This is a genomic window from Agromyces indicus (assembly GCF_031432295.1).
Taxonomy (GTDB): Bacteria; Actinomycetota; Actinomycetes; order Actinomycetales; family Microbacteriaceae; genus Agromyces; species Agromyces indicus.
Map to the genome: position 1 here is coordinate 922293 of NZ_JAVKGS010000001.1, position 18069 is coordinate 940361.

Annotated in this window: 16 protein-coding genes; 12 read left to right on the forward strand and 4 right to left on the reverse strand. The window is 71.9% G+C overall.

Translation table 11 applies throughout. From position 1 onward, the window contains the following. Window positions 1–100 precede the first annotated feature (100 nt). Entirely contained in the window at window positions 101–2014 is a 1914-nt protein-coding gene (locus tag RH861_RS04390) for an FAD-binding monooxygenase (protein ID WP_310519922.1), read from the forward strand. A gap of 6 nt (window positions 2015–2020) precedes the next feature. Here the strand turns inward: RH861_RS04390 and RH861_RS04395 are convergent, their stop codons facing one another. Both RH861_RS04395 and RH861_RS04400 read right to left on the reverse strand, forming a co-directional pair. Further along, the gene (locus RH861_RS04395) at window positions 2021–4411 is read right to left on the reverse strand and encodes a glycoside hydrolase family 65 protein (RefSeq protein ID WP_310519923.1); all 2391 of its coding nucleotides are present in this window, start codon (window positions 4409–4411) and stop codon (window positions 2021–2023) included. Between the two features lie 82 nt (window positions 4412–4493). Continuing rightward, a complete protein-coding gene (locus tag RH861_RS04400) occupies window positions 4494–5213 on the reverse strand; it encodes an IclR family transcriptional regulator (RefSeq protein ID WP_310519924.1) in 720 nt (239 codons plus the stop codon). 480 nt (window positions 5214–5693) lie between these two features. Between RH861_RS04400 and RH861_RS04405 the strand changes: the two genes are divergently transcribed. From RH861_RS04405 to RH861_RS04445, 9 genes are all read left to right on the forward strand, one after another. Then, a complete protein-coding gene (locus RH861_RS04405) occupies window positions 5694–8135 on the forward strand; it encodes a M14 family metallopeptidase (RefSeq protein WP_310519925.1) in 2442 nt (813 codons plus the stop codon). A 103-nt stretch (window positions 8136–8238) separates the two neighbouring features. Next, the gene (locus RH861_RS04410; protein ID WP_310519926.1) at window positions 8239–8757 is read left to right on the forward strand and encodes a bifunctional nuclease family protein; all 519 of its coding nucleotides are present in this window, start codon (window positions 8239–8241) and stop codon (window positions 8755–8757) included. A 34-nt stretch (window positions 8758–8791) separates the two neighbouring features. Beyond that, window positions 8792–10132, forward strand: a complete 1341-nt coding sequence (locus RH861_RS04415) for a serine hydrolase domain-containing protein (RefSeq protein WP_310519927.1) — start codon at window positions 8792–8794, stop codon at window positions 10130–10132. A 30-nt stretch (window positions 10133–10162) separates the two neighbouring features. Further along, entirely contained in the window at window positions 10163–11068 is a 906-nt protein-coding gene (locus tag RH861_RS04420; RefSeq protein WP_310519928.1) for a potassium channel family protein, read from the forward strand. Between the two features lie 55 nt (window positions 11069–11123). Further along, window positions 11124–12503, forward strand: coding sequence for an FAD-binding oxidoreductase (locus RH861_RS04425; RefSeq protein WP_310519929.1), 1380 nt, complete (start codon window positions 11124–11126; stop codon window positions 12501–12503). After that, window positions 12500–13855: a class I SAM-dependent methyltransferase gene (locus RH861_RS04430; RefSeq protein WP_310519930.1), complete on the forward strand. Its 1356-nt coding sequence runs from the start codon at window positions 12500–12502 to the stop codon at window positions 13853–13855. Before RH861_RS04425 ends, RH861_RS04430 begins: the two co-directional genes overlap by 4 nt. Before the next feature lie 20 nt (window positions 13856–13875). Beyond that, a complete protein-coding gene (locus tag RH861_RS04435; protein ID WP_310519931.1) occupies window positions 13876–14676 on the forward strand; it encodes an alpha/beta fold hydrolase in 801 nt (266 codons plus the stop codon). 141 nt (window positions 14677–14817) lie between these two features. Further along, window positions 14818–15237: a DUF6098 family protein gene (locus tag RH861_RS04440; protein ID WP_310519932.1), complete on the forward strand. Its 420-nt coding sequence runs from the start codon at window positions 14818–14820 to the stop codon at window positions 15235–15237. 160 nt (window positions 15238–15397) lie between these two features. Further along, window positions 15398–15700: a DUF7882 family protein gene (locus RH861_RS04445; RefSeq protein ID WP_310519933.1), complete on the forward strand. Its 303-nt coding sequence runs from the start codon at window positions 15398–15400 to the stop codon at window positions 15698–15700. A 4-nt stretch (window positions 15701–15704) separates the two neighbouring features. Here RH861_RS04445 and RH861_RS04450 read toward each other — a convergent pair whose 3' ends face one another. Continuing rightward, complete coding sequence (locus tag RH861_RS04450; RefSeq protein WP_310519934.1) at window positions 15705–16067, reverse strand: CHY zinc finger protein; 363 nt, start codon at window positions 16065–16067, stop codon at window positions 15705–15707. A gap of 95 nt (window positions 16068–16162) precedes the next feature. On the opposite strand from RH861_RS04450, the gene RH861_RS04455 reads away from it, so the two are divergent. Beyond that, complete coding sequence (locus RH861_RS04455; RefSeq protein ID WP_310519935.1) at window positions 16163–17110, forward strand: oxygenase MpaB family protein; 948 nt, start codon at window positions 16163–16165, stop codon at window positions 17108–17110. Between the two features lie 27 nt (window positions 17111–17137). Next, entirely contained in the window at window positions 17138–17704 is a 567-nt protein-coding gene (locus tag RH861_RS04460; RefSeq protein ID WP_067946094.1) for an NADPH-dependent FMN reductase, read from the forward strand. A gap of 15 nt (window positions 17705–17719) precedes the next feature. Here the strand turns inward: RH861_RS04460 and RH861_RS04465 are convergent, their stop codons facing one another. Further along, window positions 17720–18067 (reverse strand): cupin domain-containing protein, encoded by a 348-nt coding sequence (locus RH861_RS04465; protein ID WP_310519936.1) that lies wholly within the window; start codon window positions 18065–18067, stop codon window positions 17720–17722. Between the last annotated feature and the right edge of the window lie 2 nt (window positions 18068–18069).

Genomic DNA, 18069 nt, shown 5'->3' on the forward strand with positions numbered 1-18069 from the left:
GACATCCGTTTACCATCGACTGAGCGATATGTGAATGACACGTTCGATTATCGAACAGTCCCGCGAAGCGCAGCGATCACGACGATGTGAAGGAGCACCCGTGCAGTTCCACCACCACGGATACGTCTCGGGCGACCCCCGGGTGAAGCCCGCCGCGGGAGTCGGCCTCGACCGCCCCGCCGAGCTGCCCGACGAGGTCGACGTGCTCATCGTCGGCTCCGGCCCGGCGGGCATGATCGCCGCCGCGCAGCTCGCGCAGTTCCCGAACGTCGTGACCCGCATGGTCGAGCGCCGCCCGGGCCGCCTCGCGATCGGGCAGGCCGACGGCATCCAGGCGCGCAGCGTCGAGACCTTCCAGGCCTTCGGGTTCGCGGAGCGCATCATCGCCGAGGCCTACCGGATCACCGAGATGTGCTTCTGGAAGCCCGACCCCGCCGACCCGTCGAAGATCGTCCGCACCGCCCGTCCGGCCGACGACCCGACCGGCATCAGCGAGTTCCCGCACCTCATCGTCAACCAGGCGCGCGTGCTCGACTACTTCGCCGAGGTCGCCGCGAACGGTCCCACCCGCTCGGTGCCCGACTACGGCTACGAGTTCGTCGGCCTCGAGATCGCCGACGAGGCAGAGGGCGCCGAGTACCCGGTGGCGGTCACCCTCGCGCACACCTCGGGCGAGCGCGAAGGGCAGCAACGCGTCGTGCGGGCCAAGTACGTGCTCGGAGCGGACGGCGCGCACAGTCGAGTGCGCGCCGCGATCGGTTGCACGATGAAGGGCGACAAGGCCAACCACGCCTGGGGCGTCATGGACGCCCTCGCGGTGACCGACTTCCCCGACATCCGCACCAAGTGCTCGATCCAGTCCGAGGCGGGCAACATCCTGCTCATCCCGCGCGAGGGCGGGCACCTGTTCCGCATGTACGTCGACCTCGGCGAGGTCGCGCCCGACGACGCCGGCCGGGTGCGCCAGACCACGCTCGACCAGGTCATCGCCAAGGCCAACGCGATCCTGCACCCGTACACGCTCGACGTGAAGAACGTGGCGTGGCACAGCGTCTACGAGGTGGGCCACCGGCTCACCGACCGGTTCGACGACGTGCCGACGGATGCCGCGGGCACCCGCACCCCGCGCGTGTTCATCGCCGGCGACGCCTGCCACACGCACAGCGCGAAGGCCGGCCAGGGCATGAACGTGTCGATGCAGGACGGCTGGAACCTCGCGTGGAAGCTCGGCCACGTGCTCGAGGGCCGCAGCCCCGAGAGCCTGCTCGCGACGTACTCGGCCGAGCGCCAGGTCGTCGCGCAGAACCTCATCGACTTCGACAAGGAGTGGTCGACGATGATGGCGAAGAAGCCCGAGGAGTTCGCGAGTCCCTCCGAGCTCGAGGACTTCTACGTGCAGACCCACGAGTTCCCCGCGGGCTTCATGACCCAGTACACGCCGTCGCTCATCGTCGGCGAGGCCGCCCACCAGGACCTCGCGACCGGGTTCCCCGTGGGCAAGCGGTTCAAGTCGGCGCCCGTGACGCGCGTGTGCGACGGCAACCCGGTGCACCTCGGGCACCACGCGACGGCCGACGGGCGCTGGCGCATCTACGTCTTCGCCGACGCCGCCCCCGTCCGCGACGGGTCGGCGGCCGCGGAGCTCGCGGACTGGCTCGCCTCCTCGCCCGAGTCGCCCCTCGCCGCGACGCCCGAGGGCCTCGACCGCGACGCGTGGTTCGACGTGAAGCTCGTCACCCAGCAGCCGCACACCGAGGTCGACCTCGGCAGCGTGCCGTCGGTGTTCCTGCCGCACGTCGGCCCGTTCGGCCTCGTCGACTACGAGAAGGTGTACGCGGCCGACCCGGCCGACGACATCTTCGAGGTGCGCGGCATCGACCGAGCCGGAGCGATCGTCGTGGTGCGACCCGACCAGTACGTGTCGCACGTGCTGCCGCTCACCGCGATGGCCGAGCTGGCCTCGTTCTTCGCGCCGATCCTCCGGTCGGGCGAGCGCCAGCCCGCGACCGCCTGACGGCCGTCATCGGCCGAACGCCTCGCCGAAGGGTCGGGGGGCGCGGCCCTTCGGCTGCGTGGGTCGCGGGCCCGGATCGGGCAGGGGCGGGGTCGCGCGGGTCGTCGGCCGGTGGACCTCGAGCTCGACCGCCTCGTCGAAGTGGCGCACCGTCACGGGTTCGCCCTCGACGAGGGTGTACGTCGTGGCATCCGTCGACGCGTCGACGCGGAGGACCCGGCCGCAGAACCGGATGCCGAACGCGAGACGCGTGAGCTGCGGCGGTAGCCGCGGAGCGAACCGCACCTCGGTCTCGCTGTCGCGGAACCCGCCGAAGCCGGCGACGAGCGCCGTCCAGATCCCGGCGAGCGAGGCGAGGTGCACGCCGTCCTCGGTATCGCCCTGCACGTCGTCGAGGTCGAGGGTCGCGGCCTCGGCGAGGTAGTCGGCCGCGAGTTCGAGCTGCCCGACCTGCGCGGCGATGACCGCCTGGATGCAGGCCGACAGCGACGAGTCGCGCACCGTGATGGCCTCGGAGTAGCGGAAGGCCCGCTCGGTCTCCTCGGGCGTGAAGGCGTCGTACGCGAAGTACAGCGCGAGCACGAGGTCGGCCTGCTTGACGACCTGGCTTCGGTAGAGCGAGAAGTACGGGTAGTGGTCGTGCAGCGGGTAGTGCTCGGCCGGGGTGCCCTCGAAGTCCCAGCGGGCGTACTCGGTGAACCCCGCGGCCTGCTGGTGCACGCCTCGGCGCTCGTCGTAGGGCACGACGATCCGGGCCGCGGCGTCGCGCCATCCGTCGACCTCGTCGGCGCCGGCGCCGAGCCGCTCGGCGACGTCCGGCACGCTCCGAGCAGCGGATGCCGCGGCGCGGAGGTTCTGCGCGGCCATGAGGTTCGTGTACGCGTTGTCGTCGACCATCGCGCTGTACTCGTCGGGCCCCGTCACGCCGTCGAAGTGCACCCCGCCGTCCTCGTCCCGACGGGCGAGGGACATCCAGAGCCGTGCCGTCTCGATGAGGAGTTCGGCGCCGCACTCGCGCAGGAACGTCTCGTCCCGTGTGCCCCGGTGGAAGTGGATGACCGCGGCGGCGATCGCCGCCTGCACGTGCCACCCGATCGTGCTCGCGGGCCAGTAGCCCGAGCTCTCCGTGCCGTCCAGCGTGCGCCAGGGGAACGCCGCACCGGCCAGGTGCAGCTCCCGCGCGCGGTCGCGCGCGAGGTGGAGCGTCGCATGCCGCCATCGCAGTGCCTCGCGGGCCGACTCGGGGAGGGTCGAGGTGAGGACCGGCAGCACGAACCCCTCGAAGTCCCAGAAGGTGTGGCCCTGGTAGCCCGCGCCCGTGAGCCCCTTGCCCGGCACCGACCGCCCGTCGAGGCGGACCGCGGACTGGAACACCTGGAACAGCGCGAATCGCACCGCCTGCTGCAGCCGGGGCTCGCCCTCGACGACCACGTCGGCGGCGTGCCAGAACCGATCGAGGCGGCGGCGCTGCGCGTCCGCGAGGGCGTCCCAGCCTTCGCGGAGCGCTTCGGCCACCTCGGAGTCGGCCCGGTCGCGCAGCCCGCCGGCGGTGGCATCGTCCGCCCACTCGTAGGCCACGGCCTTCATCAGCTGCAGCCGTTCGTCCGGCCCGAGCCGGACGCCGACGGTGGTGCGGGCGAGGTCCGGCGACGTCTCGGTGTCGACGCGCGCCCCGCCGGGTGCGTCGACGAGGTGGTCCATGGCCGCAGCGATGCGCAGGCGGCGTCGGCGCAGCCGGTGGACGAGCGTGGCGGCTGTGCCGAGGACGTGGTCGCCGACGGGGGCGAGCGGTCGCTCGAGCATCCGCTGGATGCGCTCGTCCGGGTGCGTGCCCTCGGGCACCGGCACGTTCGCGAGGAGCTCCGACTGCACGGTCACCTCCACCGCGGTGTCCGTGGCCTCGACCGAGTACCGGACGGCCGCGACCGACGGGCGGTCGTAGGAGACCAGTCGCGTCGACGTCACGCGCACCCGTGACCCCGACGGCGAGACCCAGTCGACCTCGCGGTGCAACGTGCCCGCGCGGAAGTCGAGCCGCTGCTCGTGGCGTTCCAGCACGCCGGTCCGGACGTCGAACGGCTCGCCGTCGACGAGGAGCCGGATCACCTGTCCGTCGGGCACGTTGACGATGCTCTGCCCTTCCGTGGGGTACCCGTAGGCGGGTTCGGAGTACGGCATCGGATGCGTCTCGAAGACGCCGTTCGCGTAGCATCCGGCGATGCCCACGGGCTCGCCCTCGTCGAGGAGGCCGCGCCAGCCGATGCAGCCGTTCGACAGGGCGAACACGGACTCCCGGTGGGGCAGTCGGTCGGCGTCGAGGCCCCGGAGGCCGAGGCCCCACCGGTCGTCGTCGAAGCGCAGGGGGCGGCGGTCGGGATCGTGTCGGTCGTCGCTCACGGCGACAACCTAGTCGCGATGCCGCGCCCCCGCCCGGCGGCGCGTCGGATGCCCAGCGCTCGCATGGTTTCGCCGGCCGCCGTCAGCCCCCGAGCGCCTCGCGGATGGACGTCGATGCGGCCGTCAGCCGCTCGGCGATCTCGGCGTCCGGGTGGGGACTGGAGACGTAGACGACCGCGAGCGCGGCCGGCTGTCCGTTCGGGAGCCGGAGCGGGACGGCGGTCGAACGCACCCCGGGGATCACCTCGTCGTGACTGATCGCCCAGCCGCGTCGGCGCACCTCGTCGAGCTCCGCCCGCCGTACGGCATCCGTCGGCTCGGGCACCTCGCCCGGAGGCAGCGAGGCGAGGATCGCCTTGCCGGGCGCGCCGATGCCCATCGGGTGCCGCGTGCCCGGCCGCTGCGCGACCGACGCGACCGCGTGCCGGGGCTCGACGCTCGTGAGGGTCACGATCTCGTCGGCGTCGAGGACGGCCAGGAAGCAGGTCATGGCCAACTCGTTCGCGGCGCTCGTGAGCTCGGGCAGGGCCTCCGCCTGCAGGTCGTGCGCGACGCCTGCGGCGAGCGCCGCGAGTCGTGCGCCGAGCGTGATGCGCCCGCGCGGGTCGCGCACCGTCAGGCGGTGGTGCTCGAGGGTGCGCAGGAGCCGGTACGCGACGGATCGGTGGACGCCGAGCCGCTGGGCGAGTTCGTCGATCGAGAGCGGCTCGCGTGCGTCGGCGAGGATCTCGAGGATGCGGATGCCGCGCGAGAGCGTCTGGGAGTGGGGGGCGGCGGTGCTGCCCTCGTCGGCGGCGGGCATCGGATCTCCTCGGATCGGGGGAGTGGACCGCGTTCGACGGCGCTCGGCAGTCGAACGTTGCGTTCGACTTTAGAACATCGAGACGTGGGACATTCGGCACGCCGGGCACGGGACTGACCCCGCGAGACGGCTCGAACCGCCCCGCATGCGCCGGGCGGCATGCGGCGCCGATACGCCGAGTCCCCGCCCTGCGGCGGAGGACGGCCTCCGGAAACGCTTCCACGATCCGCGGTGCCATCTGTCCATGCCGGAACGGCCGCACGGCGTCATCAGCGCGTCGTGCGAAGAGAAGGTGCGCCGACCGCGTGTTTCGCGCTGATTTCGCGAGGGAAACCCGCTATTGACGCACGAAGTGCGCGTGGGCTAGACAGAAGCCACGGTGCCCCGGGTACCGCTTTCCGCAGCGGCGGAGGCGGCTGCCGTCCGAACCGAACGCACCACCGCAATTGATGAAGCACCACCCACGAAAGGGAACGCTTGATGCACACGGTGACACGACGAGCGCTCGGCGGGACGGCGGCGGCAGCCGCGCTCGCCGGGCTGCTGCTGACCGGCATGACGCCGATCAGCCCCGCTGCCGGCACGGAGCAACTGCCGGAACTCACCCACGACGCCCACGAAGAGGTCGGCGTCGTGGAGGTGGTCCTCCCCGACCAGACCGAACTCGACCGGCTCGTCGACCTGGGCGTCGACCTCGACCACGCCGCCCACCTGAACCCCGACGGCACCATCACGGCGCACGCGGTCATCAGCGAGGGCGAGGCCGAGGGTCTCCGGGCGCGCGGCTTCGCGGTCGGCAAGACCGTCCACGACGAGGACGACACCGAGGCCGTCCTCGCCGAGCGCGACGCCATGCGGACCGCCGCCGCCGAGGAGAACGCGGCGTTCGCCGAGGCCGCCGAGGCCGCCACCGTGTCGGACGTCAAGATCATCCGCGCCGACTACTACACCTCGTTCGGCGTCGGCTACCTCAACGTCGAGGCGAAGTGGGCGAACGGCCAGACGGCGACCAACGCGCTCACCGTCCAGCGCGACAGCGGCCCAGGCACCGCAATGGGCTCCGGCGGAACCCAGAGCATCAGCCGCTTCGTCGACGCGAGCGTCTACCTCTACCACCGCGGTGCGGCCGTCGTCCAGACCCGGCCCGACACCGTCCAGATCACGAGCCCGACCGGCGACGTCGCCACCGCCAAGGTCACCGACTGGCTGCCGATCGAGGGCGAGCCCGAGGTCAGCCCCGACTACCAGTCGGACTTCATCACCTCGTACCTCACCCCGACCGAGCTGTACGACCGCATCCACGCGCTCGCGGCGGAGTTCCCGCAGATCGCGGAGATCGTCGAGCTCCCGAAGCAGACGAACGGCTACCGCCGCCTGGCGCAGGCCGTGCTCGGCAGCGCCAACGCCAGCCGCGTCGCCATCGACTCCAGGGCATGGGGCCACGAGGGCGGCAACGGCATCCGCATCCGCGCCCTCAACCCCGGGGCGGCGAACTCGCCGCTGTCGGTGAACGTCACGGGCGACGACATCACCGTGTCGCTCGCCACGAACAGCGCCGGCGCGCTGACGAGCACGGCCGCCCAGGTGGTCGCGGCGATCAACGCGGACCCCGCGGCATCCGCCCTGGTCTCGGCCTACACCTACCGCGGCAGCACCGGCACGGGCGTCGTGGCGGCGGCCGGGTTCACCGCGCTCAGCGACGGGCTCAACGCGCCCGCCTCCGTATCGCGCGACCCGCAGACCGTCTACGCGATCCGCATCGGCAAGGTGCGCGACGGCTCGAAGCCGGGCGTGCTCGCCTACGCCCAGGAGCACGCACGCGAATGGGTGCCGCCGCTGGTCACCATCGAGGCCGCCGAGCGACTCCTGCGCAACTACGAGCTCGACGGCAGGACCAAGCAGCTGGTGAACAACCTCGACATCTGGATCGTGCCCTCGGTCAACCCCGACGGCGGTCACTACTCGTTCTACGACTTCAACTCGCAGCGACGGAACATGACCAACCACTGCCCGCGGACCGGCAACGCCGACTTCCTGGCGCGCAACACGTGGGGTGTCGACAACAACCGCAACTACGACACCTACAGCCTGTTCGACGGGTACAACGGTGCGTCGGCCTCGTGCACGAGCGACACCTATGCCGGACCGAGCGAGCTGAGCGAGCCCGAGAGCGCGAACATCGACTGGATCGCCGCGAACAACGAGAACATCAGGTTCGCGATGAACCTGCACAGCTCGGGCAACTACTTCATGTGGTCGCCGGGTGCGTACATCACCCCGGGTCGCATCTCGGCACCGCGCCCGACGCTCGAGCAGGAGGGCTACTTCTGGGGCAGCTCGTCGCGGATCCTCACCGAGATCAAGCGCTACCGCGGCATGTCGGTGACGCCGGCCCGCACCGGCCCGATCTCGGACGTGCTGTACTCGGCGGCCGGCAACTCCGGTGACATGCTCTGGTACAAGTACGGGATCTACGCGTGGAACTTCGAGGTCGGCACCACCTTCCAGCCGCCGTTCTCCAACGCGAACCCCAACGGCGCCTCGGCGCATGCGGAGTCGCAGGAGTACGCCAACGGCCTCATGGAGCTGTTCCGGGTCGCGTACGACTTCGACCGTGACAAGCAGCGCCCCGAGAGCACCGTCGCGGTGTCGAAGAGCACGCAGGCGGGCATGGTCGACGTGAAGTTCAACGCGACCGAGGCGGCGTCGGTGTTCTACACGCTCGACGGCTCGAAGCCCACCTACGACTCGACGCTCTACGCGAGCGCCGGGATCCGCGAGGGCGGCGAGACCATCACCGTCCCGGTCGGCACGAAGATCCACTGGTTCTCCGTCGACTCGGCCGGCAACGTCGAGAAGAACTACCGTCCCGACGGCAAGTCCACCAACCACAACAAGCTGACGGTCACCGCCCCCCAGTGATCCGTCGATGAGAGCTGCGGCCGCGGCATCCGGCGAACGGATGCCGCGGCCGCGGCCTGTGCCTACGATGGAGGACCACGCCCATCGTCCGACGGGAGGCGTCATGGTCCAGGTCCGGGTCCTCGGGGTCGCGCTCGACCAGTCCGGCCAGCACATCATCCTGCTGAAGCCGCTCGGCGAGGACGAGGGCCGCGGCCGCGTTCTCCCGATCTGGATCGGCGCGCAGGAGGCCACGTCGATCCTCATCGCGGTGCAGGGCGAGCAGGCCCCGCGGCCGTTGTCGCACGACCTGATGAAGCTGCTGCTCGAGGCGGTCGGCTCGAACATCGAGCGCGTGGACGTCACGCGCATCGAGGACGGCACGTTCTACGCCGAGCTCACGATCATGACCCCGACCGGCCCGTACGTGATCGACGCGAGGCCGTCCGACTCCGTCGCACTCGCCTCGCGCACCGACGCGCCCCTGTTCGTGGCCGACGAGGTGCTCGAGCAGGCCGGCATCCCCGCCGAGATGGTCGAGTCGCGCTCCGACGAGGAGGAGTCCGAGGAGTCGGCCGACGAGAAGCTCGAGGAGTTCAAGAAGTTCCTCGAGGACGTCGATCCGGAGGACTTCCAAGGCTGACCGGCGAGGTCCACGGCCGCTGTTACGATCCAGCGTGCGCATCCTCCGCCGTACGGTCGCCGTCGTCGCCGTCCTCGCCCTCCTGCTGATCGTCGCCTTCACGGGCGTCTCGCTCTGGCAGCAGCCGATCCTGCTCACCGGCACCGGCTACGCCGCCCACAACGCCTGCGCCGTGACCGAGCTCGCGGGGCGTGACGACCCCGCCTCCGACCTGCCGTCGAACCCGCTCGTGCCGTACCTGCGGGTCGACGGCGCCGGCGACCCGACGACGGGCGCGCTGCCGGGCGCCATCGCCACGCAGCGCGCCTGGTACGCCGAGGGGTTCGGGTGCACGCTGGCCGATGAGCGGCCGGGGCTCGGCGCGGCATCCGTCATCGAGCCCGGTGCCAACCCGTTCACCGACGCGCCGGCGCCCGACGCCGACCCGGCCCTCGACGAGGCCGTCGCCCGTGCGTTCGGCGACGACCTGCCCGACCACGTCGCGGCGGCGCTCGGCACGCGCGCGGTCGTCATCGTGAAGGACGGCGAGCTCGTCGCCGAGCGCTACGCCGACGGGTTCGACGCCGACACCCCGCAGCTCGGCTGGTCGATGTCGAAGAGCGTCGCGAACCTCCTCACGGGCGTGCTCGTCGAACAGGGCGTCGTGGCGCTCGACGACGACGGGCTCCGGCCGGAGTGGACCGACGAACGCGCCGACATCACCATCGACCAGCTGCTGCGGCAGACCAGCGGACTCGAGTGGGACGAGACCTACGACCTCGGCACGCCCATCACCCGCATGCTCTACCTCGAACCCGACATGGGGCGGTACGTCGCCGGGCAACCGCTCGCGCACGAGCCGGGCACCGTGCAGCAGTACTCGAGCGGCAACACCAACCTGCTGTGCTCGGTGCTCGCCGAGCGCACCGGTCTCGGTGCCGACCTGCCGCGGCAGGTGCTGCTGGGGCCGCTCGGCCTGACCTCGGCGGTGCTCGAACCGGATGCCGCGGGAACGCCCGTGTGCTCGTCGTACCTGTGGGCGACGCCGCGCGACTGGGCCGCGATCGGGCAGTTCGCGCTGCAGGGCGGCGAGTGGAACGGCGAGCGGATGCTGCCCGAGGGCTGGATGGCGCAGAGCCTCGAGGTCGACGCGGTCGCGGAGACCGACGACCCGGGACTCGGGGCGAGCTGGCGCGGCAACGAGGTGCTGTTCGGCGAAGCGCGCTGGCCCGAGCTGCCCGAGGACACGTACTACGCCAGCGGACACGACGGGCAGAAGCTGATCATCGTCCCGTCCGAGCAGCTCGTGGTCGTGCGGCTCGGCTTCACCCCGGAGGCCGACGACGACCCGTCGGTCGTCGCCCTGGTCGAGGAGGCCATCACGGCGCTCGGCTGAGCCGCCCGACCCGCCACGTACGATGGCGGGGTGGAATGGCTCTGGGTGGTCGCAGGCGTCGTCCTCATCGCGCTCGGGCTCAACGAGGTGTTCCACACGCTGCTGCATCCGACCGGCCGGGGTCGTCTCTCGTATTATGCAGCGAGCACCACCTGGAGCCTGTCGTCGCGCATGGGCCGACGGGGCCGCACCCTGGCGGGCCCGCTCGCCGCGGTCGCGGTGATCGGCAGCTGGGCGGCCCTGCAGCTCGTCGGCTGGTCGCTCGTGTACCTGCCGTTCGTGCCGGACGGGTTCTCGTACGGCAGCGACATCCGCCCCGAGGACTACCCGCCGATCGTCGAGGCGTTCTACTTCTCGGTGGTCAGCATGTCGACCCTCGGCCTCGGCGACGTCTACCCGATCGAGCCGTGGCTGCGGGTGTTCTCGCCACTGCAGGCACTGATGGGCTTCGCGCTGCTCACCGCGGCGGTCGCGTGGTTCCTCGAGCTCTACCCGGGGCTCGGCCGCCGCCGTGCCCTCGCCCTGCGACTCGCGCTCATGGGTCGCGCCGACACGTCGGGCCACCTCCTCGATATGGAGTCGTCGACCTCGAGCGGGCTGCTCGACTCGATCACCGGGGCGCTCGCGCAGGTCCGCGTCGACCTGTGGCAGAACGCCGAGACCTACTACTTCACCGAGGACGCACCGGAGACCTCGCTCGCCGCCCAGCTGCCGTACGGCCTGCACCTCGCGCGCGTGGCGCGGCGGTCCTCCGATCGCACCGTGCGCAACAGCGGCCAGATGCTCGAGGAGGCGATCGACGACTTCGCCGACCTCGTCCGAGAACGCTTCGCCCTGCGCGTCGAGGGCACCGATGAGATCCTCCGCGAGTACGCTCGGCAGCACCGCCAGCGTCCTGTCGAGATCGACGAGTCGACGGAGCGCGCGTCCGACTGATGCCGACCGCGCGCCGACGGGTGCGCCACGGCACGGGTCGGACTAGCGTGAGAACGTGTCCGCTCCGGCGATCGACGCTCGGGCCGCTCACGCCGAGGGTGTCGAGCGCCTGCTGCGGAGCGCGCGGGACATCCCGGCGGGGGCCCCGGTCCGGCTCGCCAAGCGCACGTCGAACCTGTTCCGGTCACGCGTGCGAACGGATGCCGCGGGGCTCGACACCTCGGGCCTGACGGGCGTCATCGCGGTCGACCCCGATGCGCGCACGGCCGACGTCCAGGGCATGTGCACCTACGAGGACCTCGTCGCCGCCACCCTGCCCCACGGCCTCGCGCCGCTCGTGGTGCCGCAGCTGAAGACGATCACGCTCGGCGGGGCGGTGACCGGACTCGGCATCGAATCGACGTCGTTCCGCAACGGGCTGCCGCACGAATCGGTCCTCGACCTGGACGTGCTCACCGGCGCCGGCGAGCTCGTCACCGCGTCGCCGCACGAGCACGCCGACCTGTTCCGCGCGTTCCCGAACTCGTACGGCACGCTCGGGTACGCCGTGCGGCTCCGCATCGAGCTGGAGCCGGTCGAGCCGTTCGTCGCGCTCACGCACCTCCGCTTCCACTCGCTGCCCGAACTCGTCGCGGCGATGGACGCGATCGTCGCGACCGGCCGCCACGATGGTGCGCCCGTCGACCACCTCGACGGCGTGGTCTTCGGCGCCGACGAGGGGTACCTGTGCCTCGGCGTCCGCACCGCGGCATCCGGACCCGTCAGCGACTACACCGGGCAACGCATCTACTACCGCTCCATCCGGCACGACGAGGGCGCCGCGCACGACCGGCTCACGACGAACGACTACCTGTGGCGCTGGGATGCCGACTGGTTCTGGTGCTCGGCGGCGTTCGGCGCGCAGCATCCGCTCGTTCGCCGCGTCTGGCCGCGGCGGTACCGCCGCAGCCGCTCGTACGCGACGCTCATGCGGCTCGAGCGCCGCTACGACCTCGGCAACCGGCTGGAACGGCTCAAGGGGCGCCCGCCGCGCGAACGCGTGATCCAGGACATCGAGGTGCCGATCGAGCGCACCGCCGAGTTCCTCGCCTGGTTCCTCGCGAACGTGCCCATCGCGCCGATCTGGCTGTGCCCGCTGCGCCTGCGCGACGACGACGGCTGGCCGCTGTACCCGCTGGAGCCGCACCGCACCTACGTCAACGTCGGCTTCTGGTCGACGGTGCCGGTCGGCGCGACCGAGGGCGAGGCGAACCGGCGCATCGAACGCGAGGTCGCCGCGCTCGACGGGCACAAGTCGCTCTACTCCGACGCCTACTACCCGCCCGACGAGTTCGACCGGCTCTACGGCGGGACCGCCTACCGGGCGGTGAAGCGACGGTACGACCCCGACTCCCGGCTCCTCGACCTCTACGCGAAGGCGGTGCAACGACGATGACCTCGTTCAAGGACGACGCGGCGACGACGCAGCAGGACCGGGCGACGGCGTCGGATGCCGGAGCGCCGGAGCCCGGCGGCCGGCTCACGCTCGCCGGCATCCTCGAGACCCTCGCGGGCGGCAGGCTGCCCATCCGCTTCACCGCCTACGACGGCAGTTCCGCGGGCCCGCCCGACGCCCGGTTCCGACTCGACCTCGTCTCGCCGCGCGGCACCACCTACCTCGCGACCGGACGCGGCGACCTCGGGCTCGCCCGCGCCTACATCGCCGGCGACCTCGAGGCGCACGGCGTGCACCCCGGCGACCCGTACGAGCTGCTCCGGGCCCTCGCCGACGACCTCGTGTTCACCCGGCCGTCCCCGGCGATGATGGCGAAGCTCGTGCGTTCGGTGGGCGTACGGCACCTCCGGCCGATCGCGCCGCCGCCGCAGGAGGCGCGACCCCGCTGGCGCCGCGTCGCCGCCGGACTCCGGCACAGCAGGGCCCGCGACGCCGAGGCCATCCACCACCACTACGACGTCTCGAACACCTTCTACGAGTGGGTGCTCGGTCCGTCGATGACGTACACGTGCGCGTGCTACCCGAGGCCGGACGCCACCCTCGACGAGGCGCAGGAGAACAAGTACCGGCTCGTGTTCGACAAGCTGCGCCTGTCGCCGGGCGACCGGCTCCTCGACGTCGGCTGCGGCTGGGGCGGGATGGTGCGCCACGCCGCCCGTCGCGGCGTCCGGGCCGTGGGTGTCACCCTCTCCGAGCAGCAGGCGGCGTGGGCCGCCCGGGCGATCGCCGACGAGGGCCTCGACGACCTCGCCGAGGTGCGGTTCGCCGACTACCGCGACGTCGCGGAGTCCGGCTTCGACGCGGTGTCCTCGATCGGGCTGCTCGAGCACATCGGCGTGCGCAACTACCCCTCCTATTTCGAGTTCCTGCGCTCGCGCCTCCGTCCCGGCGGAATGCTGCTCAACCACTGCATCACGCGCCCTGAGAACCGCACCGACCCCGCCGCCCACGGGTTCATCGACCGCTACGTCTTCCCCGACGGCGAGCTCACCGGCTCGGGGCGCATCATCAGCGCCGCACAGGATGCCGGCTTCGAGGTGCTGCACGAGGAGAACCTGCGCCCGCACTACGCGATGACCCTGCGCGACTGGTGCGCGAACCTCGTGGCGCACTGGGACGAGGCCGTCGCCGAGGTGGGCCTGCCGACCGCCAAGATCTGGGGACTGTACATGGCCGGCTCGCGGCTCGCGTTCGAGCAGGGCGGCATCCAGCTGCACCAGGTGCTGGCCGTGCGTCCCCATGACGACGGCGGTGTCGGCGACCTGCCGCTCCGGCCGTGGTGGACGCCGTAGCGACCGGCAGAATGGGGCGCATGGATGCCCCGCTGCCCGCCCTGACGGAGATGCCGTCGCCGCAGTTCGTGATGTCGGGGGAGGGGCGCCGCATCGCGACCTACCTCTGGGGCGACGAGGACGCACCCACGGTGCTGTGCGTGCACGGGTTCGCGTCCAGCTGCCGCGACAACTGGGTGAACACGGGATGGGTGCGCGACCTCACGCGCGCCGGCTTCCGCGTCCTCGGGGTGGACCAGCGCGGCCACGGGCAGAGCGACAAGCCGCACGAGGCCAGCGCGTACGGGATGGACGCGCTCGTCGACGACCTCCTGACGGTGCTCGACACCTACCTGCTCGACACCGTCCGCTACGCCGGGTACTCCCTCGGCGCGCGCGTGGGCTGGCAGGTCGCCGTGCAGGCGCCCGACCGCATCGAACGAGCGGTCCTCGGCGGCATCCCCGACGGTCGCCCGCTCGCACGCATGCAGATCGAGCAGGCGAAGGCGTACGCCGCGGACCGCACGCCCGTCGACGATCCGGTCACGCGGAACTACGTCACCCTCGCCGAACGCGTGCCGGGCAACGACCTGAACGCGCTCGTCGCGCTCGCCGAGGGCATGCGCCTGGGCGACGCCGACCCCGATCCCGCGAACCCGCCCCGCCAGCCGATCCTGTTCGCGACGGGCAGCGACGACGCGATCCTCGCGCAGTCGCGGCAGTTGGCGGATGCCACGCCCGACGGCACCTTCGTCGAGCTGCCCGGCCGGCACCACTTCAACGCGCCGGGTTCGCGGGTGTTCCGGCAGGCGGCGGCGGACTTCTTCACGCAGGGCTCCTGATCACGCACCTGACCGCGGGCACCGCCTCGCGGGAGAAGCGGACGCCGGAAGTCAACACCCTTCCGTCGGCGTGCACCGCGTGGGCATGATCCCGGGACGGAACGCATCGGGCGGGCCGGCGGTGGCGACGAGGGAGGGGCCATGCGGGAGATCACGACGCTGCACGAGCTCGGCGAGGCCATCAGCGGCGAGGAGTTGTACGTGCGCTACTCCGAGGGACCGGACGATGACCGTTCCAGCGGCAGCCGCGACACCGAGAGCGGACTCGAACTGCCCGGACTGTCGGCCAACCCGCTGCGCCCGGAGTCGTGGTGGACGCGGCCAGTGGAGGACTGGCTCGCACGGCAGGTGTGCCAGTACGAGCACCTCAGGCGGAAGGAGCCCGCGCGGTTCGCCTGGGTGCTGGCCGGACCCGTCGTCGGGCGCGGTCCGGACTGCGAGCCGCTGATCCGCCCGTTCCGACCGGTCGCGCGCCTGTCGGACGACCTGCTCGAGGAGGCGACGCGGCGATACCGCGAGCGATTCCACGCCGGCCGCGGACCGGGCGACGACGAATCGTAAGCGTGCACCCTTCATCGCCGTCCAAACGAAGGTGCAGCGCCTGTGAAAGGCCGGTGCGCGCTTGCCGCCCCGCGATCGCGCTGCAACCGTGGGGCCGATGCGACAACGTGAATCACTCGCCCGACCGTCAACCGATTCCGCCCTCGAGGTCGATGGCTGGATGCGCATCGAACTCGACGACGACCTCCTCGCGCACGTCGCGCTCGTCGTCTTCGCCAAGCTCCGCCGCAACGAGCCGATGCTCGTCTCCTGGACCGATCCCGCCGGCAGCCCCGCCCAGGCCTGGCTGCATCCGCACGCGACCATCGTCGCCCGGCACACGCCCGGCGCCGACACCTCGATCGACCGCCGCCGCGCCGAGCGCATGATGATCGCCGCGAACAGCAATCTCGGCCTGCGCCTGGCCGACGACCCGGCGCACCTCGTCGCGGCACCCGACGCCGCCAAGCCGGTTCCCGCCTAGCGCGTCAGCCCTCCACCTGGAAGTACAGGTGCGTATGCAGCCGGCAACGCTCGTTGAACCGCGAGCCGCACGCCGGACACCCGGTCGCCTCGAGGTAGGCCGCGATCGTGAGTTCGGTGCCGCACTCACCGCACAGCACCGCCGTACGGTCGCGCTCGGCCACCGGCCATTGCTCGGCAGGGTGGTCGGCGGTCTCCTCGTGACACCGGTGGCACGGGTAGTACTCGCCGCAGCACGCGAAGCGGATGGCGACGATGTCGACCTCGGTGCGGTAGTGCACGCACCTGGTCGCCTCGTCCACGACCGGGCCGAGCACGCGCGGCCGATCGCCGGCGGTCACGGGCCGGCGGGCGGGGCGTTCGGTCACCGGTCCATGATCGCAGGCCGCGCTGCCCCTCCCTCCCAGCGGCTTCGCAGAGGATCCGCAGCCCCGGGGTCGCGTCGGCGCCTACGGTCGATCACATGGACGGACGCGCGCACGCACGGGGCTCGAGCGCCCGCCCCGCGCCCGTCCGGCGCCCCGGTGCGGAGCCGCCCGCCTGGACGCGCGCGCTCGCCGAGGGCGACGACGCCGGCTGGTTCGGGCCGGGCAGTGCGGTGTGGGCGGTGCACGGTGCGCTGCCGACCCTCGTCGCCGGCATCCGTGCGCTGCTGCTGCAGACCCTCCACCCGGGCGCCATGGCCGGCGTGCACGACCACTCGCGATACCGCGACGACCCGCTCGGCCGCCTCGACGGCACCATCCGCTGGGTGGCGACGACGACGTTCGGCGATCGCCGGGCCGCCGCGGCCGCCTGCACGTTCGTGACGAGGCTCCACGACCGGGTCACTGGAACCTACGTCGACGCGCGCGGCGTCGAACGTCCGTACGCCGCGAACGACGTGGAGCTGCTGCGCTGGGTGCACGACGCGTTCACCGAGGCCTTCATCGGGGCGCACGAGATCTGGGGCGGGCCGATCCCGGGCGGTGCGGACGCGTACGTGCGCGAATGGGCGCAGGCGGGTCGACTCATGGGCCTGCCCGACCCGCCGGCCTCGAGGGCCGAGCTCCGGCAGGAGCTCGACGCGTTCCTCGCCGACGCGAAGCCGGACGACCGGGTCGCCGAGGCGGTGCGGTTCATCCGCAGTCCGGGCCTGCCGGGCCTCACGGGACGCCTGTACCCGATCCTCTTCGGCGGTGCGGTCGCCTCGCTCGAGCCGCGCCATCGCGAGCTGCTCGGGCTGCGCCGCCCGCGCTGGCCCGCGATCACGATGACGCGCGTCCTGCTGTGGTCGGCGACGCGCGTGCTGGGGCGGATGTCGCCCAGCGAGCGGAACGCGCGAGCGCGCATCGCTCGCCTCGACGCGGCAGGCCGTCAGCCGGGGGAGGGGTCGCGCAACCCCTCCCCGGGAAGGTCCGCGGCCGCGTAGCGTGGCTCCCCGACCGAGAGGAGCATCATGCGAACGTACCGGGTCGGAACCTTCATCGGCAGCCTGTCCTCCACATCCATCAATCGCACGCTCGCGAAGGCGCTGATGCGCGTCGCACCCGACGACCTCGAGTTCACGGAGATCCCGATCGGGAACCTCCCGCTCTACAGTCCCGACTTCGACGACGCCTACCCGCCCGAGGCGACCGCGCTGAAGGAGGCGATCGCGGCATCCGATGCGGTGCTGTTCGTCACGCCGGAGTACAACCGGTCGATCCCCGGGGCCCTGAAGAACGCGATCGACTGGGCGTCGCGGCCGTGGGGGCAGAACTCGTTCGACCACATCCCCGCCGCCGTCATCGGCGCGTCGCCCGGGCAGATCGGCACCGCGGTCGCCCAGCAGAGCCTCCGCGCCGTCCTCAGCTTCTGCAACGCGCGGCAGATGACGGCCCCGGAGGGGTACATCACGTTCAAGCCCGAGGTGTACGGCGACGACGGCTCGATCGCCGACGAGGGCACCGAGCAGTTCCTCACCGAGTTCATGGCGGAGTTCCGCGACTACATGGAGCGGGTGCTCACGGTGCTGCCGCGCTGAGCGCCGGCGGCGGGATCAGCGTGCCCGCTCGGGACCATCGGTGCCGTCGATCCCCGTGACCGTGGTGAGCAGGAACACCGAGTCCTCGAGCGCCAGCACCGAGTGACGGTCGTGGCTCAGCACGTCGAGCCGGCCGGCCGGGATCTCCGCCACCTGCTGGCCCGTGACCCGGATCCGGCCGGAGAGCACCTGCACGCTCGCCGCGGCGGGGGAGTTGTGCTCTGCCAGTGCCGCTCCGGATCGCAGCGCGATGATGGTCTGCCGCATGGGTCCATCGCGGAGGATCAGCTCGGCGCTCCGGCCGTGCTCGTCCTCGAGCGCGGCGGCGAGGTGGACGCGGGCACGATCAGTCAGGTCGGCCATGG

Coding starts and splice junctions, on each gene's coding strand:
- RH861_RS04400 (WP_310519924.1), bottom strand. CDS start 5,213: ATGCCCGCCGCCGACGAGGGCAGCACCGCCGCCCCCCACTCCCAGACG.
- RH861_RS04405 (WP_310519925.1), top strand. CDS start 5,694: ATGCACACGGTGACACGACGAGCGCTCGGCGGGACGGCGGCGGCAGCC.
- RH861_RS04410 (WP_310519926.1), top strand. CDS start 8,239: ATGGTCCAGGTCCGGGTCCTCGGGGTCGCGCTCGACCAGTCCGGCCAG.
- RH861_RS04430 (WP_310519930.1), top strand. CDS start 12,500: ATGACCTCGTTCAAGGACGACGCGGCGACGACGCAGCAGGACCGGGCG.
- RH861_RS04435 (WP_310519931.1), top strand. CDS start 13,876: ATGGATGCCCCGCTGCCCGCCCTGACGGAGATGCCGTCGCCGCAGTTC.
- RH861_RS04440 (WP_310519932.1), top strand. CDS start 14,818: ATGCGGGAGATCACGACGCTGCACGAGCTCGGCGAGGCCATCAGCGGC.
- RH861_RS04445 (WP_310519933.1), top strand. CDS start 15,398: ATGCGCATCGAACTCGACGACGACCTCCTCGCGCACGTCGCGCTCGTC.
- RH861_RS04455 (WP_310519935.1), top strand. CDS start 16,163: ATGGACGGACGCGCGCACGCACGGGGCTCGAGCGCCCGCCCCGCGCCC.
- RH861_RS04460 (WP_067946094.1), top strand. CDS start 17,138: ATGCGAACGTACCGGGTCGGAACCTTCATCGGCAGCCTGTCCTCCACA.
- RH861_RS04465 (WP_310519936.1), bottom strand. CDS start 18,067: ATGGCCGACCTGACTGATCGTGCCCGCGTCCACCTCGCCGCCGCGCTC.